This is a genomic window from Dellaglioa sp. CoH-56-MRSF-10 (assembly GCF_056782175.1).
This window is the reverse complement of sequence record NZ_JBXAYF010000003.1, coordinates 269115-283849: the sequence shown is the minus strand read 5'-3', so window position 1 is coordinate 283849 and position 14735 is coordinate 269115. Positions and strand designations below refer to the sequence as shown.

Annotated in this window: 25 protein-coding genes and 1 riboswitch; of the genes, 24 read left to right on the top strand and 1 reads right to left on the bottom strand. The window is 37.8% G+C overall.

The window, feature by feature from the left end; translation table 11 throughout:
- The first annotated feature begins 83 nt into the window (after positions 1-83).
- Positions 84-181: riboswitch (purine riboswitch) on the top strand.
- A gap of 65 nt (positions 182-246) precedes the next feature.
- Positions 247-1572 (top strand): nucleobase:cation symporter-2 family protein, encoded by a 1326-nt coding sequence (locus AC1RP4_RS05105; protein WP_481761618.1) that lies wholly within the window; start codon positions 247-249, stop codon positions 1570-1572.
- A 35-nt stretch (positions 1573-1607) separates the two neighbouring features.
- On the opposite strand, the gene AC1RP4_RS05100 is transcribed toward AC1RP4_RS05105, so the two are convergent.
- A complete protein-coding gene (locus AC1RP4_RS05100) occupies positions 1608-2300 on the bottom strand; it encodes a prepilin peptidase (protein WP_481761617.1) in 693 nt (230 codons plus the stop codon).
- Between the two features lie 252 nt (positions 2301-2552).
- Here AC1RP4_RS05100 and rpsL point away from each other — a divergent pair, with 252 nt between their 5' ends.
- The 23 genes from rpsL (at position 2553) to rpmD (ending at position 14728) form a co-directional block, all read left to right on the top strand.
- Positions 2553-2963, top strand: coding sequence for a 30S ribosomal protein S12 (gene rpsL, locus AC1RP4_RS05095; RefSeq protein ID WP_057974646.1), 411 nt, complete (start codon positions 2553-2555; stop codon positions 2961-2963).
- Positions 2964-3009: 46 nt separating this feature from the next.
- Positions 3010-3480 carry a 30S ribosomal protein S7 gene (rpsG, locus tag AC1RP4_RS05090; protein ID WP_057974645.1) on the top strand — a complete coding sequence of 157 codons (471 nt, stop codon included), beginning with the start codon at positions 3010-3012 and terminating at the stop codon, positions 3478-3480.
- A 93-nt stretch (positions 3481-3573) separates the two neighbouring features.
- Positions 3574-5667: an elongation factor G gene (fusA, locus tag AC1RP4_RS05085; RefSeq protein ID WP_409022017.1), complete on the top strand. Its 2094-nt coding sequence runs from the start codon at positions 3574-3576 to the stop codon at positions 5665-5667.
- Between the two features lie 343 nt (positions 5668-6010).
- Positions 6011-6319, top strand: coding sequence for a 30S ribosomal protein S10 (gene rpsJ / locus AC1RP4_RS05080; protein WP_057974643.1), 309 nt, complete (start codon positions 6011-6013; stop codon positions 6317-6319).
- Positions 6320-6365: 46 nt separating this feature from the next.
- Complete coding sequence (gene rplC, locus AC1RP4_RS05075) at positions 6366-6998, top strand: 50S ribosomal protein L3 (protein ID WP_481761616.1); 633 nt, start codon at positions 6366-6368, stop codon at positions 6996-6998.
- A gap of 20 nt (positions 6999-7018) precedes the next feature.
- On the top strand, positions 7019-7642 hold the full coding sequence (gene rplD / locus AC1RP4_RS05070) for a 50S ribosomal protein L4 (protein ID WP_409022019.1): 624 nt from the start codon (positions 7019-7021) through the stop codon (positions 7640-7642).
- Positions 7642-7926 carry a 50S ribosomal protein L23 gene (gene rplW, locus AC1RP4_RS05065; protein ID WP_409022020.1) on the top strand — a complete coding sequence of 95 codons (285 nt, stop codon included), beginning with the start codon at positions 7642-7644 and terminating at the stop codon, positions 7924-7926. Before rplD ends, rplW begins: the two co-directional genes overlap by 1 nt.
- A gap of 32 nt (positions 7927-7958) precedes the next feature.
- Positions 7959-8792 carry a 50S ribosomal protein L2 gene (gene rplB, locus AC1RP4_RS05060; RefSeq protein WP_409022021.1) on the top strand — a complete coding sequence of 278 codons (834 nt, stop codon included), beginning with the start codon at positions 7959-7961 and terminating at the stop codon, positions 8790-8792.
- Between the two features lie 42 nt (positions 8793-8834).
- Complete coding sequence (gene rpsS, locus AC1RP4_RS05055; protein ID WP_057974638.1) at positions 8835-9116, top strand: 30S ribosomal protein S19; 282 nt, start codon at positions 8835-8837, stop codon at positions 9114-9116.
- 14 nt (positions 9117-9130) lie between these two features.
- Positions 9131-9484: a 50S ribosomal protein L22 gene (rplV, locus tag AC1RP4_RS05050; protein WP_409022022.1), complete on the top strand. Its 354-nt coding sequence runs from the start codon at positions 9131-9133 to the stop codon at positions 9482-9484.
- A 13-nt stretch (positions 9485-9497) separates the two neighbouring features.
- Positions 9498-10154: a 30S ribosomal protein S3 gene (gene rpsC, locus AC1RP4_RS05045; RefSeq protein WP_057974636.1), complete on the top strand. Its 657-nt coding sequence runs from the start codon at positions 9498-9500 to the stop codon at positions 10152-10154.
- A gap of 3 nt (positions 10155-10157) precedes the next feature.
- Entirely contained in the window at positions 10158-10592 is a 435-nt protein-coding gene (rplP, locus tag AC1RP4_RS05040; RefSeq protein WP_057974635.1) for a 50S ribosomal protein L16, read from the top strand.
- On the top strand, positions 10582-10776 hold the full coding sequence (gene rpmC / locus AC1RP4_RS05035) for a 50S ribosomal protein L29 (RefSeq protein ID WP_057974634.1): 195 nt from the start codon (positions 10582-10584) through the stop codon (positions 10774-10776). Before rplP ends, rpmC begins: the two co-directional genes overlap by 11 nt.
- Positions 10777-10801: 25 nt before the next feature.
- Complete coding sequence (gene rpsQ / locus AC1RP4_RS05030) at positions 10802-11068, top strand: 30S ribosomal protein S17 (RefSeq protein ID WP_057974633.1); 267 nt, start codon at positions 10802-10804, stop codon at positions 11066-11068.
- Between the two features lie 52 nt (positions 11069-11120).
- Entirely contained in the window at positions 11121-11489 is a 369-nt protein-coding gene (gene rplN / locus AC1RP4_RS05025; protein ID WP_409022023.1) for a 50S ribosomal protein L14, read from the top strand.
- Positions 11490-11521: 32 nt separating this feature from the next.
- The gene (gene rplX / locus AC1RP4_RS05020; protein ID WP_409022024.1) at positions 11522-11830 is read left to right on the top strand and encodes a 50S ribosomal protein L24; all 309 of its coding nucleotides are present in this window, start codon (positions 11522-11524) and stop codon (positions 11828-11830) included.
- A 27-nt stretch (positions 11831-11857) separates the two neighbouring features.
- Entirely contained in the window at positions 11858-12400 is a 543-nt protein-coding gene (gene rplE, locus AC1RP4_RS05015; RefSeq protein ID WP_409022025.1) for a 50S ribosomal protein L5, read from the top strand.
- A gap of 18 nt (positions 12401-12418) precedes the next feature.
- Positions 12419-12604 (top strand): type Z 30S ribosomal protein S14, encoded by a 186-nt coding sequence (locus AC1RP4_RS05010; protein ID WP_057974629.1) that lies wholly within the window; start codon positions 12419-12421, stop codon positions 12602-12604.
- 33 nt (positions 12605-12637) lie between these two features.
- Positions 12638-13036 (top strand): 30S ribosomal protein S8, encoded by a 399-nt coding sequence (gene rpsH / locus AC1RP4_RS05005; RefSeq protein ID WP_057974628.1) that lies wholly within the window; start codon positions 12638-12640, stop codon positions 13034-13036.
- A 30-nt stretch (positions 13037-13066) separates the two neighbouring features.
- Complete coding sequence (gene rplF / locus AC1RP4_RS05000) at positions 13067-13603, top strand: 50S ribosomal protein L6 (RefSeq protein WP_481761615.1); 537 nt, start codon at positions 13067-13069, stop codon at positions 13601-13603.
- Between the two features lie 53 nt (positions 13604-13656).
- Positions 13657-14013 (top strand): 50S ribosomal protein L18, encoded by a 357-nt coding sequence (gene rplR, locus AC1RP4_RS04995; RefSeq protein ID WP_462298812.1) that lies wholly within the window; start codon positions 13657-13659, stop codon positions 14011-14013.
- A gap of 19 nt (positions 14014-14032) precedes the next feature.
- Positions 14033-14533, top strand: coding sequence for a 30S ribosomal protein S5 (gene rpsE / locus AC1RP4_RS04990; protein WP_409022028.1), 501 nt, complete (start codon positions 14033-14035; stop codon positions 14531-14533).
- A gap of 12 nt (positions 14534-14545) precedes the next feature.
- Positions 14546-14728, top strand: a complete 183-nt coding sequence (rpmD, locus tag AC1RP4_RS04985) for a 50S ribosomal protein L30 (RefSeq protein ID WP_057974624.1) — start codon at positions 14546-14548, stop codon at positions 14726-14728.
- The last annotated feature ends 7 nt before the right edge of the window (positions 14729-14735 follow it).

Genomic DNA, 14735 nt, shown 5'->3' with positions numbered 1-14735 from the left:
TATTAGCGAACAATTAACGCTTACATTTTAATAACGTCCGCAAACCATTGTATGGGTAAATAGACTGTGTTAATATTGTCATACAATAAAAAATACTGATCACCTATATAATGTCATGATATGGATGCTAGTTTCTACCCGGAGCCGTAAATTCCGGACTATATGTGAGTTAAAGCAAGCATGTATTAGGCATGAAATCCATAGAAAATCCGACTTATTAGTGTGAAAGATAATGTGGAGGATCAAATGAAGAATAGCACGGAATTAGAAAATAGTAGTTTGGATGAATCTAATTTATCAAATTTTAGAGCAGCAATATTAGGATTACAGCATTTATTAGCCATGTATTCAGGCGACATTTTGGTACCATTATTAGTTGGGGCTGCACTTGGGTTTAGTACAAAACAAATTACTTATTTAGTTTCGATGGATATTTTCATGTGTGGGATTGCAACATTATTACAATTGAAACGCACACGTTTTACTGGCATTGGTTTACCTGTAGTACTTGGGTGCGCGATTGAATACGTTGCACCATTGACTGCAGTAGGAAAACATTTTGGATTAGGAACAATGTATGGATCAATTATTGCTGCTGGTATTTTTATATTTCTAATTTCGGGATTCTTTGCAAACATTAGAAAATTCTTCCCACCAGTAGTGACAGGATCATTAATTACGTTAATCGGATTAACGTTAATTCCAGTTGCCTTTACCAACATGGGCGGTGGGGATGTGACAGCCAAATCATTTGGTAGTATCCCTAACTTAATAGTTGCAGGTGTAACCATTGCCGTTATTTTAGGCTTGAACATTTGGGGCCGCGGATTCATTCAACAAGTGGGTATCTTAATTGGTATTTTAGTTGGTGTGGTCGTTGCCTCATTTATGGGAAAAGTAACATTAGACCCAGTTAGCCAAGCTAATTGGTTTCAATTACCCCATGTTTTTATGTTTGCTGCCCCTAAATTTGAATGGTCATCAATTGTGACTATGATATTAGCAGCGTTAACAACTATGATTGAATCAACTGGTGTATTTTTTGCGCTGGGAGATATCGTTGGTCGTCCAATCAGAAAAGATGATTTAAAAAAAGGGTACCGTGCTGAAGGTATCGCAGCTGTTTTAGGTGGTATCTTTAATACGTTCCCATACTCGACATTTTCACAAAATGTTGGAATTGTGCAACTATCAGGAATTAAAACGAAGAAACCTGTTTATTTTTCAGCGTTCTTTTTAATTGCTTTAGGGTTACTTCCTAAAATTGGTGCAGCAGCAACTGTCATTCCAGCAGCCGTTTTAGGTGGTGCTATGTTAGTTATGTTCGGTATGGTTGGTGCACAAGGTATTAAAATGTTGCGCGAAGTTGAAGGTAGTAATAGTAATTTATTAATTATCGGTATTTCGGTCAGCTTAGGACTTGGTGTAACAGTACAACCAGCATTACTCCAAGCATTACCCTTAACAATCCAGACCATTTTTGGTAATGGACTTGTTGTCGGTAGTCTGTCGGCTGTTATCTTAAATATTCTATTCAATTATGGTCATTTGAATGACGCAATCGAAGATTAAAGTAAAAGCTAAGCAAATTTGCTTAGCTTTTTTATTTATATGAAGAAAGATAACGCAATAGTAATATAAACGCCAAACGTTATATGTGGGACAAATGGGAAAAATTGATATCGACTCTGTTTTACAGTAAAAAAGTAGATAAGTGAGCTGATACAAGCAAAAAGAGTGGCAATCAAACAAAAATGAACACCAAATGTTAGTTGAATGATAATCAGTAAAATAAAATCGCCAAGGCCGAGCTTTTGTTGAAAACATAAGACAAATAGAAACAGACTGAATAAGCTAATTGCTATTAGTGAGTCTGGAAACCCAAATAACAGATAATGCCACAGGATGAATAGTATTCCACCACCGATAGTTAAGCGACCAGAAATCAGTCGGTTAGTGAAATCCATAGCTGATAGAAAAGTTAAATAAAATAAGAACGTTATAAGTAATAGAAATTCAAAAAGAGATAGTTGAGTGAAAGATAAGGGCAACATGGCGGCCAAACTACATTCAAAAATAAATGAATAGGCTGGGAATTCTCCCTTGCAGAATCGACAGTGTCCGTGTAATCTAAGATAAGCGTAGATAGGAATTAGATCAAACCAAGGTATTTTTGTACCACAATAGTCGCAGATTGATCTTTTGTTGAATTGATTCTGATTCAATGCACAGCGTGTGGCAATGCAGGTGATGAATGAACCTAGGCAAGCACCTAGTAAAAATAAATAACTAATTAACATAATTTAAATCCTCCTATTAAAAAATACGCTTTTTAGTGTAAATACCATTGACGTATATTAAATACCGTGATATTCTGTGTAAGGTGCTTTTTGTGAACAGTTAATTCATCTACATAGTTGAGATTCTGTATAACAGCAGCGCATTATAAGACAGACGTCTAGGACGTTATTTTTTATTATTAAAAAATGAACCACCTGGATGTGTGGACTTAAAAAACAATTAACCTATAATAAGGAAGGAGGAAACTTTAGATGCCAACAATTAATCAATTAGTTCGTAAAGGTCGTAATTCTAAAGGTTCAAAATCTGGTGCACCCGCATTAAACTTCGGGTATAACAGTTACAAAAAAGTTCAAACAGATAATCCTGCACCACAAAAACGTGGGGTTGCTACTCGTGTCGGAACAATGACACCTAAAAAGCCTAACTCTGCTTTACGTAAATATGCGCGTGTGCGTTTATCTAACTTACTTGAAGTTACAGCTTACATTCCTGGTATTGGACATAACTTGCAAGAACATAGTGTTGTTCTTATTCGTGGTGGCCGTGTAAAAGATTTACCTGGGGTACGTTACCATGTTATCCGTGGTGCTCTTGATACAGCCGGTGTTGCTGATCGTAAACAAAGTCGTTCAAAATACGGCGCAAAGAGACCTAAATAAGAATAAAGTTATTCTAATAAAAATAGAATCTAAGGAGGTTATTTAGATGCCAAGAAAAGGCCCAGCTCCAAAACGAGAAGTATTGCCTGATCCAATTTACAATTCTAAATTAGTAACACGTTTAATCAACCGTTTAATGTTAGATGGTCGTCGTGGTACTGCATCAAAGATCTTGTATGATGCATTCGAAATGATTAAAGAACAAACAGGAAACGAACCTAATGAAGTTTTTGATGAAGCTATGAAAAACATCATGCCTGTACTTGAAGTTAAAGCTCGCCGTGTCGGTGGTTCTAACTACCAAGTGCCAATTGAAGTTCGCCCTGATCGTCGTTCAACTTTAGGTTTACGTTGGTTAGTAAGTTACGCACGTTTACGTGGGGAACATACTATGCCAGAACGTTTAGCTAAAGAAATCATGGATGCAGCAAACAATACTGGTGCATCAGTTAAGAAACGTGAAGATACACATAAAATGGCTGACGCTAATAAAGCATTCGCACATTACCGCTGGTAATTTTATAAAAGAATGGCTATTATATGATTTTGATAATCGATATAGTAGTCATTTTTTTGAATCTATTTTAGAATCGAAAGGAGATACTACAAAATGGCAAATAAACGCGAATTCCCACTAGAAAAAACGCGTAATATCGGGATTGTTGCTCATATCGATGCTGGTAAGACAACAACTACTGAACGTATTTTATACTATACTGGTAAAATTCATAAAATTGGTGAAACTCATGAAGGAGCTTCACAAATGGATTGGATGGAACAAGAACAAGAACGTGGTATCACAATCACATCAGCTGCAACAACTGCTGAATGGAAAGAACATCGTATTAATATCATCGATACTCCAGGACATGTGGATTTCACTATTGAAGTTGAACGTTCACTTCGTGTCTTAGATGGAGCCGTTGTTGTTTTAGATGGTCAATCTGGTGTTGAACCACAAACTGAAAACGTTTGGCGTCAAGCTACAACATATTCAGTTCCTCGTATCGTTTTCATCAATAAGATGGATAAAATGGGTGCTAATTTTGATTACTCAGTAGGCACAATCAAAGATCGTCTTCAAGTAAATGCTGTTCCTATCCAAATGCCAATTGGTGCTGAAGATGATTTTGAAGGTGTTATTGATTTAATCGAAATGAAAGCCGATTTATATGATAACGAAGATTTAGGTGCTACATGGGAAAGTATTGACGTTCCTGAAGAATATTTAGAAGAAGCTACAAAACGTCGCGAAGCTTTAGTTGAAGCCGTTGCTGATGTTGATGAAAAGCTTATGGAAAAATATCTTGATGGTGTGGAAATTACTAAAGATGAAATCAAAGCTGCTATCCGTAAAGCAACATTAAATCTTGAAATGTACCCAGTTCTTGCTGGTTCAGCATTTAAAAACAAGGGTGTTCAAATGATGTTGGATGCTGTTAATGATTTCTTACCATCTCCTTTAGATGTTAAACCTTATAACGCAGTAGATCCTAAAACAGATGAAGAAGTTGAAATCACAGCCGGTGATGACAAAGATTTCGCTGCTTTAGCATTTAAAATTGCAACGGATCCCTTCGTTGGTCGTTTAACATTCTTCCGTGTTTACTCAGGTACATTACAAGCTGGTTCTTATGTCTTGAACTCTACTAAAGACACGCGTGAACGTGTTGGTCGTATCCTTCAAATGCATTCAAATCACCGTAATGAAATTCCTGAAGTATTCTCTGGTGATATTGCTGCTGCTATTGGTTTGAAAAATACGACAACTGGTGATTCATTAACGGATGAAAAACATCCATTAATCCTTGAATCAATGGAATTCCCTGAACCAGTTATCCAAGTATCTATCGAACCAAAAACAAAAGCTGATCAAGATAAGATGGATATCGGTTTACAAAAACTAGCAGAAGAAGATCCTTCATTCAAGGCTGAAACTAACCCTGAAACTGGTGAAACTTTAATCGCTGGGATGGGTGAATTGCATTTGGATATCATCGTTGATCGTATGAGACGTGAATTTAACGTTGAAGCTACTGTTGGTGAACCACAAGTTGCCTACCGTGAAACATTTACAAAAACTGTTTCTGCACAAGGTAAATTCGTTCGTCAATCTGGTGGTAAAGGTCAATATGGTGATGTTACAGTTGAATTCTCACCTAATGAAGAGGGTGGCGGTTTCGCATTCGAAGACGCTATCGTCGGTGGGGTTGTTCCTCGTGAATATATTCCTTCAGTTGAACAAGGTTTGAGAGAAGCTATGCAAAATGGTGTTCTTGCAGGCTACCCACTTATTGATGTTAAAGCTAAGTTATATGATGGATCATATCATGATGTCGATTCTAACGAATCAGCATTTAAGGTAGCTGCCTCAATGGCATTGAGAAAAGCTGCTAAGAGTGCTGGTGCTGTTATTCTTGAACCAATGATGAAAGTTGAAGTTGTCGCTCCTGAAGATTACTTAGGTGATGTTATGGGACATGTAACTGCTCGTCGTGGACGTGTTGAAGGTATGGAAGCTCGCGGAAATGCACAAGTTGTTAACGCAATGGTTCCTCTTTCAGGTATGTTCGGTTACGCAACTACTTTACGTTCTTCTACACAAGGACGTGGTACATTCACAATGACATTTGATCATTACGAAGCTGTACCAAAATCAATCCAAGAAGAAATTATGAAGAAAAACGGAACAGCTACTGATTAATTAGTTGGTCTGAATTATAAAAGAAGTTATCACTTGTTGATAGCTTCTTTTTTTGTGGTAAAATAACATTTGGAAAATAAAAAAAGTTTTAAAAATGTTAATTATGATTATATAATGAGAAACTTTGAAAAAAAATAAGAAAGCACTTGCCATAAGGCTTTATCTCTAGTAGTATAGATAAGTACCCAAAAACAGATGGCGTATTACGCCCTGCGATAGGGTTTCATAGAATGAGCTAAGATGTGAAAGATTGCGACACGCCCGGCAGCTTTGCCACGCAAGGTGTGTCGGTCACTTACACGGAGCTAGTCTTATTTTTAAAATAGACGAAGGAGGGAACAAAATGGCAAAACAAAAAATTCGTATTCGCTTAAAAGCTTACGAACACCGTATTTTAGACCAATCTGCTGACAAGATTGTTGAAACTGCAAAAAGAACAGGGGCAACAATTTCTGGACCAATTCCATTGCCAACAGAACGTACATTATACACAGTTTTACGTTCACCACATAAGCATAAAGATTCACGTGAACAATTCGAAATGCTTACACATAAACGTTTGATTGATATCGTTAACCCAACACCTAAGACAGTTGATTCATTGATGAAACTTGACTTACCTAGTGGCGTTGATATTGAAATCAAATTATAAAACAGAGTTACAAAAATAAAAATACAAACATATTGGAGGTGTACTCATGACTACAAAAGGAATCTTAGGAAAAAAAGTAGGTATGACACAAGTTTTTACTGAAAATGGTGAATTGGTACCAGTTACAGTGATTGAATCTACGCCAAACGTTGTTTTACAATTGAAAACAATTGAAAACGATGGTTACGAAGCAATTCAATTAGGTTACCAAGACATGCGCGAAGTATTAACAAACAAACCTGCTAAAGGTCATGCAGCAAAAGCAAATACTACTCCTAAGCGCTTCGTTCGTGAAATTAACGATGTTGAGCTTGGAGAATATAACGTAGGTGACGAAATTAAAGTTGATACATTCTCAGCTGGCGATATCGTTAACGTTACGGGTACGTCTAAGGGACATGGTTTCCAAGGAAATATCAAACGTTGGGGACAATCACGAGGTCCTATGACTCATGGTTCTCGTTATCATCGTCGTCCTGGTTCAATGGGTGCCGTTATTAACCGTGTATTCAAAGGTAAGAGATTACCAGGTCGCATGGGTGGCAAACGCGTAACTGTCCAAAACTTGGAAATTATTCGTGTTGACGTTGATAGTAATGTTATCTTGATTAAAGGTAACGTACCAGGCGCAAACAAAACATTAGTTACAATTAAAAACGTCACAAAAGACGCTAAATAACAGGAAGGAGGAATTTCAAAATGCCAACAGTCGCATTATTAAAACAAGATGGTACTAAAAATGGTGAAGTTGAATTAAACGACGCTATTTTTGGAATCGAACCTAACGACAATGTCATTTTTGACGCCGTAATCATGCAACGTGCATCATTACGTCAAGGAACTCATTCAGTTAAAAACAAAAGTGCAGTTTCAGGTGGTGGTAGAAAACCATGGCGCCAAAAAGGTACAGGTCGTGCTCGTCAAGGATCTATCCGTAGCCCACAATGGCGTGGTGGTGGTGTCGTATTTGGCCCTACTCCTCGTTCATACAGTTACAAATTACCTAAAAAAGTTCGCCGTTTAGCTCTTAAATCAGTACTTTCACAAAAAGTATTGGATAACAGCGTGGTTATGGTCGATGCACTTAGCTTCGAACAACCAAAGACAAAAACTTTCAAAGAAGTTTTAAGTAACTTAGATATCAACAAAAAAGTATTAATAGTTCTTGAACCTGGCAATGATTTCGTTGCTTTAGCAGCTCGTAACTTACAAAATGTTACAGTAGTAGAAGCTAAAGGTGTTAACGTTCTTGACGTTATCAACAATGATAAATTAGTCATGACTCAAGCAGCTCTTTCTCAAGTAGAGGAGGCTCTTTCATAATGGAATCAAGAGATATTATCTTACGCCCAGTCATCACCGAAGCAGCAATGGATAGAATGGCTAACAAAGTTTACACATTCGACGTTGATACTCGTGCAACTAAAATTGAAGTCAAAAAAGCTATTGAAGATATTTTTGGCGTTAAAGTTGTAAAAGTAAATATCATGAATGTTAAAGGTAAGTTAAAACGTCAAGGTCGCTATGCTGGTTATACTAAAAAACGCCGTAAAGCAATTGTTACTTTAACTGCCGACTCAAAAGAAATCCAATTATTCGAAGAATAATCTAAAATTTTGTAAACTAGGAGGAAAACAACGTGGGAATTAAAAAATTCAAACCAACCACTAACGGTCGTCGTAATATGACTGGTTCTGATTTCTCAGAAATTACTAAATCAACTCCTGAAAAATCATTACTAGAATCAAAAAGCAGAACTGCCGGCCGTAATAACTATGGTCGCATTACTGTTCGTCACCGTGGTGGTGGTCATAAACGTCAATACCGTTTGATCGATTTCAAGCGTGTTAAAGACAATGTAACAGCAACTGTTAAAGCAATTGAATATGATCCAAACCGTTCAGCTAATATTGCATTATTACAATATACTGATGGTATCAAATCATACATCATTGCTCCTAAAGGATTAGAAGTTGGCATGATGGTTCAATCTGGTAAAGAAGCAGATATCAAGGTTGGTAACGCATTAGCTCTTCAAGATATCCCAGTTGGTACAATTATTCATAATGTCGAATTAAAACCAGGTAAGGGTGGACAACTTGCTCGTTCAGCCGGTGCTTCTGCACAATTACTTGGTAAAGAAGGTAAATACGTCCTTGTTCGTTTGACATCAGGCGAAGTTCGCATGATCTTATCAACATGTCGCGCATCTATCGGTGCTGTTGGTAACGAACAACATGAATTAATCAAAATTGGTAAAGCTGGTCGTGCTCGTTGGGCTGGTAAACGTCCTACAGTTCGTGGATCAGTTATGAATCCTAACGATCATCCTCATGGTGGTGGTGAAGGTAAAGCTCCAATTGGTCGTCCATCACCTATGTCTCCTTGGGGTCAAAAGACGATGGGTTACAAAACACGTTCAAAGAAAAACCAATCAGACAAATTTATCGTACGTGGACGCAACAAGAAATAATTTACTTGTTGCTTAAGCTATATTCCGGAAGGAGGATTCACATTGAGTCGTAGTCTAAAAAAAGGACCATTCGTCGATGAACATTTGATGAAAAAGGTCGAAGCACAAACTGATCAAGAAAAGAAAACAGTTATCAAAACATGGTCACGTCGTTCAACAATCTTCCCTAACTTCATTGGTCTAACTATCGCTGTATATGATGGACGTAAACACGTTCCAGTTTTTATGCAAGAAGATATGGTTGGTCATAAGTTGGGTGAATTTGTTCCAACACGTACTTTCCGTGGTCACGGATCTGACGATAAGAAAACTACAGTTAAATAAAGGAGGTTATACACATGGCTGAACAAGTAACATCAGCAAAAGCAACCGCCAAAACTGTTCGTATTCCAGCGCGTAAAGCTCGCTTGGTAATCGATCTTATCAGAGGTAAAAGTGTTGCTGAAGCTATCGGTATTTTGAGATTTACTCCCAGAGCCGGAAGCCCAATCATTGAAAAAGTTTTACTTTCTGCTGTAGCTAATGCAGAAAATAATTTTGATTTAGATGGTGAAAACTTAGTTATTACTGATATTTTTGCTAACGAAGGACCAACTTTAAAACGTTTCCGTCCTCGTGCTAAAGGATCAGCTTCACCAATTAACAAACGTACGAGTCACATTACAGTAGTTGTATCTGAAACTACAAAATAAGGAGGGATAACGCGTGGGTCAAAAAATAAATCCAACGGGATTACGTGTAGGTATCATTCGTGATTGGGATTCAAAATGGTATGCAGAAAAAGATTTTGCAAACTACCTTCATGAAGATTTACACATCCGTAAATACATTCAAGAAAAATTAACCGACGCTTCTGTCTCTATCGTTGAAATCGAACGCGCTGCAAAACGTGTTAACGTTTCAATCCATACTGCTAAACCTGGTATGGTTATCGGTAAAGGTGGAGCTGAAGTTGAAAAACTTCGTAAAGAATTAAATGATTTAACAGGTAAACGTGTGCATATCAACATTGTTGAAATCAAACGTCCTGATTTAGATGCTCAATTAGTCGGCGAAAACGTTGCGGAACAATTAGAAAACCGTGTCGCATTCCGTCGTGCTGTTAAACAAGCTATGCAACGTACAATGCGCTCTGGTGCTAAAGGTATCAAAGTTCAAGTTGCTGGCCGTCTTAACGGAGCTGATATGTCTCGTGTTGAAAGCTACTCAGATGGTACAGTTCCATTACATACCTTAAGAGCAGATATTGACTACGCTTGGGTTGAAGCAATGACTACTTACGGTAAATTAGGCGTTAAAGTCTGGATCTACCGTGGTGAAATCTTACCAGCTAAGAAAAACGCTGTGAAAGGAGGGAAATAACCTATGTTAGTACCTAAACGTACAAAATTCCGTCGTGAATTCCGTGGTAAAATGCGTGGGGAAGCTAAAGGTGGCAAAGAAGTCGCTTTTGGAGAATTCGGTTTACAGGCTCTTGAATCATCATGGATCACTAACCGTCAAATCGAAGCTTCTCGTGTCGCTATTAACCGTCATATGAAACGTGGTGGGAAAGTATGGATTAAAATTTTCCCTCATAAATCATATACTGCAAAAGCAATTGGTGTTCGAATGGGTTCTGGTAAAGGTGCTCCTGAAGGATGGGTAGCTCCAGTTAAACGTGGAAAGATCATGTTTGAAGTTGCCGGTGTTCCCGAAGAAGTTGCTCGCGAAGCTTTACGCTTAGCATCAAACAAACTTCCAGTGAGAACTAAAATTGTAAAACGTGAGGAAGTAGGTGGCGAATCACATGAAGGCTAAGGAAATTAATGAATTAACCACTGCTGAAATGATTACCAAAGAACAAGAATTTAAAGATGAATTGTTTAACTTACGCTTCCAATTAGCTACCGGTCAATTAGAAAATACCGCACGCTTAAGTGAAGTACGTAAAACAATTGCTCGTATTAAAACGGCATTACGCCAACAAGAATTAAACAAGTAGATTACGAAAGGGAGGCCATTTACGCATGAGTGAAACTCGTAACCAACGTAAAGTCTATCAAGGACGCGTTGTATCCGACAAAATGGATAAAACGATTAGTGTTCTTATCGAAACATACAAGACACACAAAACCTACGGTAAACGTGTGACTTATTCTAAAAAATTCTATGCACATGATGAAAATAACGAAGCAAAAATCGGCGATATCGTTCAAATTATGGAAACTCGTCCGTTGTCAGCAACTAAGAGATTCCGTTTATTAGATATCGTTGAAAAAGCAGTTATTGCTTAAGCATAATTGCCATTCGTATTTCTAATTTGCTATCGAAAGGAGGACACTTACTGTGATACAAACAGAAAGTCGTTTAAAAATTGCCGACAATTCAGGCGCAAAAGAAATCTTAACTATTAAAGTTTTAGGTGGATCAAAGCGTAAAACTGCTAATATCGGTGACGTTATTGTTGCTACTGTTAAACATGCAACACCAGGTGGTGTTGTCAAAAAAGGTGAAGTTGTTAAAGCTGTAATCGTACGTACAAAATCAGGTGCTCATCGCGCTGACGGTTCATACATCAAATTTGATGAAAATGCTGCCGTTATCATCCAAGATGATAAAAGCCCTAAAGGTACACGTATCTTTGGACCTGTTGCACGTGAATTACGTGATAACAATTTCATGAAGATTGTTTCTTTAGCACCCGAAGTATTATAAGAAATCCATCGGAAAACAAGGAGGTGCGCTAAATGTTCGTCAAAACTGGTGATAAAGTTCAATTAATTGCAGGTAAAGATAAAGGTAAACAAGGTACTGTTACTAAAGTTTTCCTTAAAGATGACCGTGTGATTGTTGAAGGCATGAATATTGCAAAAAAACATCAAAAACCTAGTAACTCGAATCCACAAGGTGGCATCGTGGATATAGAAGCACCAATTCACGTTTCAAACGTGATGCTTATCGACCCATCTACAAACGAACCAACTCGTGTTGGCTTCAAAGTTGTAGACGGCAAGAAAGTTAGAGTTTCTAAAAAATCAGGTGAAACTGTTAAATAGACCTACTGAAAGGAGGACACTTTCTTCATGACTAACCGTTTAAAAGAAAAGTTCACTAATGAAATTACACCATCTATGATGGAAAAATTTAACTACACATCAATTATGCAAACACCTCAAGTTGATAAAATTGTTATCAACATGGGTGTTGGTGATGCTGTTACTAATGCTAAAAATTTAGATAAAGCTGTTGAAGAATTAGCTTTAATCGCTGGTCAAAAACCTTTGGTTACAAAAGCTAAAAAATCAATTGCTGGCTTCCGTTTACGTGAAGGTATGCCAATCGGTGCTAAAGTTACTTTACGTGGCGAACGCATGTACGATTTCTTAGATAAATTAGTTTCAGTTTCATTACCTCGTGTGCGTGATTTCCGTGGCGTTAGCAAAAAAGCCTTTGATGGCCGTGGTAACTATACTTTAGGTGTTCGCGAACAATTAATTTTCCCAGAAATCGATTTTGATGATGTGGATAAAGTTCGTGGAATGGATATCGTTATTGTTACAACTGCTAATACTGATGAGGAATCAAAAGAATTACTCACACAATTAGGTATGCCGTTTTCTAAATAATAAGGAGGTTACAAAGCTTTGGCTAAAAAATCATTAATTGCAAAGAACAAACGTCCAGCAAAATTCTCTACACAAGCTTATACACGTTGCGAACGTTGTGGTCGCCCACATTCTGTTTATCGTAAATTTAAATTATGCCGTATTTGTCTTCGTGACCTTGCTCACAAAGGCCAAATTCCTGGTATGAAAAAAGCTAGCTGGTAAATCTAAAAGACAAGTTAAAGGAGGGTAAACTCAATGGTCATGACTGATCCGATCGCAGACTTTTTAACTCGTATCCGTAATGCAAACATGGTACGGCATGAGTCTTTAGAAGTGCCTGCTTCAAAAATCAAACGTGATATCGCTGAAATCCTTAAAAATGAAGGTTTCGTACGTGATATCGAATACATCGATGATGACAAACAAGGTATTATCCGTGTATTTTTAAAATTTGGAAAAGACAACGAACGTGTAATCTCTGGTATTAAACGTATCTCAAAACCAGGATTACGTACGTACGTTCAAGCTGATGCAGTTCCTAAAGTATTAAATGGTTTAGGAATCGCAGTTATCTCAACATCAGAAGGTGTGATGACAGATAAAGATGCACGCGCCAAACAAATTGGTGGCGAAGTCTTAGCATACATCTGGTAATCAATTAATTCGTAAGGAGGTGTCACTCGCGTGAGTCGTATAGGTTATAAAGAAATCGTTCTTCCTGCTGGTGTAGAAGTTACACAAGAAGGTCAAATGGTTACAGTAAAAGGCCCCAAAGGTGAATTAACTCGTAAGTTCTCTAGTGCTATTACAATGCATGTTGAAGGTCTTTCAGTTAAATTTACTCGTGAAAGTGACGATAAAAGCACTCGTGCCTTACATGGTACAATGCGTGCCAACGTAAACAACATGGTTCTTGGTGTTACAGAAGGTTTCAAAAAAGAACTTGAGTTGATTGGTGTTGGTTATCGTGCACAATTACAAGGGAAAAAATTAGTATTAAATGTTGGTTATTCACATCCAGTGGATTTTGAAGAACGCGAAAACTTAACTGTTGAAGTTCCTGCAAATACAAGTATTATTATTTCAGGTATCAGTAAACAAGAAGTTGGCGATCTTGCCGCAGAAATTCGTGCCGTTCGTCCTCCAGAACCTTATAAAGGTAAAGGAATTCGTTACGTTGGCGAATATGTTCGTCGTAAAGAAGGTAAAACAGGTAAATAATGCTGCTTAGCATTGCTTACTTTGTTTTTGAATAAAATCAAGAGGTGAAAATTGTGATTACAAAACCAGATAGAAATAAAACACGTTCAAAACGTCATTTACGTGTTCGTGGCAAGATTTCTGGAACTGCAGAGTGCCCACGCTTAAACGTATTCCGTTCTAATAACCACATCTACGCTCAAGTAATTGATGACGTAGCGGGTGTAACGCTAGCAAGTGCCTCAACAATTGATAGTGAAGTAACTGGCGACAGTAAAGTAGCAAAAGCTACTGCTGTTGGCGCATTAGTTGCTAAACGTGCTAATGACAAAGGTATCAAAGCTGTTGTTTTTGATCGTGGCGGATACTTATACCATGGACGCGTTGCTGCTTTAGCTGAAGCAGCTCGTGAAAATGGATTAGAATTCTAAGAAAGGGAGGAAATAGTTTATGACTTTCATTGATCCAACTCATTTAGATTTAGAAGATCGTGTTGTTGCGATTAACCGTGTTACTAAAGTTGTAAAAGGTGGACGTCGTCTACGTTTTGCTGCATTAGTTATTGTCGGTGATCACAATGGTCATGTAGGCTTCGGTACAGGTAAAGCTCAAGAAGTTCCTGAAGCAATCCGTAAAGCAGTTGAAGATGCTAAAAAGAACTTGATTGAAGTACCTATGGTCGGTACGACACTTCCTCACGAAGTTCTCGGTCAATACAGTGGTGGACGCATTATGCTTAAACCAGCTGTTGAAGGTTCTGGAGTTGCCGCTGGTGGTTCAGTTCGTGCCGTTATGGAACTTGCTGGAGTAGCAGATGTAACAAGTAAATCATTAGGCTCAAATACACCAATCAACGTTGTTCGCGCAACAATGGATGGTTTAAAGAAAATGAAGAGTGCTGAAGAAGTTGCTGCATTACGTGGCGTTTCTATTCAACACTTAGCTGACTAGGAGGACTAAAACATGACAGATTTAAAAATTACATTAAAACGCAGTGTCATCGGACGTCCTCAAAATCAACGCGAAATCGTTAAAGCTTTCGGTTTACACCGTATTAGCAGCTCTGTTATTCGTCCTAATGACGCAGTAACACGAGGCGTTATCGCCAAGATTTCTCATTTAGTGGACGTTGAAGAAGTTAAATAACATCAAC

Excerpts from the sequence above, each read along its gene's own strand:
- rplP (WP_057974635.1), top strand. The coding sequence starts at position 10,158 with ATGTTAGTACCTAAACGTACAAAATTCCGTCGTGAATTCCGTGGTAAA.
- AC1RP4_RS05105 (WP_481761618.1), top strand. The coding sequence starts at position 247 with ATGAAGAATAGCACGGAATTAGAAAATAGTAGTTTGGATGAATCTAAT.
- rplW (WP_409022020.1), top strand. The coding sequence starts at position 7,642 with ATGGAATCAAGAGATATTATCTTACGCCCAGTCATCACCGAAGCAGCA.
- rpmC (WP_057974634.1), top strand. The coding sequence starts at position 10,582 with ATGAAGGCTAAGGAAATTAATGAATTAACCACTGCTGAAATGATTACC.
- rpmD (WP_057974624.1), top strand. The coding sequence starts at position 14,546 with ATGACAGATTTAAAAATTACATTAAAACGCAGTGTCATCGGACGTCCT.
- rpsJ (WP_057974643.1), top strand. The coding sequence starts at position 6,011 with ATGGCAAAACAAAAAATTCGTATTCGCTTAAAAGCTTACGAACACCGT.
- rpsQ (WP_057974633.1), top strand. The coding sequence starts at position 10,802 with ATGAGTGAAACTCGTAACCAACGTAAAGTCTATCAAGGACGCGTTGTA.
- rplC (WP_481761616.1), top strand. The coding sequence starts at position 6,366 with ATGACTACAAAAGGAATCTTAGGAAAAAAAGTAGGTATGACACAAGTT.
- rpsL (WP_057974646.1), top strand. The coding sequence starts at position 2,553 with ATGCCAACAATTAATCAATTAGTTCGTAAAGGTCGTAATTCTAAAGGT.
- rpsE (WP_409022028.1), top strand. The coding sequence starts at position 14,033 with ATGACTTTCATTGATCCAACTCATTTAGATTTAGAAGATCGTGTTGTT.
- rplV (WP_409022022.1), top strand. The coding sequence starts at position 9,131 with ATGGCTGAACAAGTAACATCAGCAAAAGCAACCGCCAAAACTGTTCGT.
- rpsH (WP_057974628.1), top strand. The coding sequence starts at position 12,638 with ATGGTCATGACTGATCCGATCGCAGACTTTTTAACTCGTATCCGTAAT.
- rplX (WP_409022024.1), top strand. The coding sequence starts at position 11,522 with ATGTTCGTCAAAACTGGTGATAAAGTTCAATTAATTGCAGGTAAAGAT.
- AC1RP4_RS05100 (WP_481761617.1), bottom strand. The coding sequence starts at position 2,300 with ATGTTAATTAGTTATTTATTTTTACTAGGTGCTTGCCTAGGTTCATTC.
- rplD (WP_409022019.1), top strand. The coding sequence starts at position 7,019 with ATGCCAACAGTCGCATTATTAAAACAAGATGGTACTAAAAATGGTGAA.
- rplE (WP_409022025.1), top strand. The coding sequence starts at position 11,858 with ATGACTAACCGTTTAAAAGAAAAGTTCACTAATGAAATTACACCATCT.
- rpsG (WP_057974645.1), top strand. The coding sequence starts at position 3,010 with ATGCCAAGAAAAGGCCCAGCTCCAAAACGAGAAGTATTGCCTGATCCA.
- fusA (WP_409022017.1), top strand. The coding sequence starts at position 3,574 with ATGGCAAATAAACGCGAATTCCCACTAGAAAAAACGCGTAATATCGGG.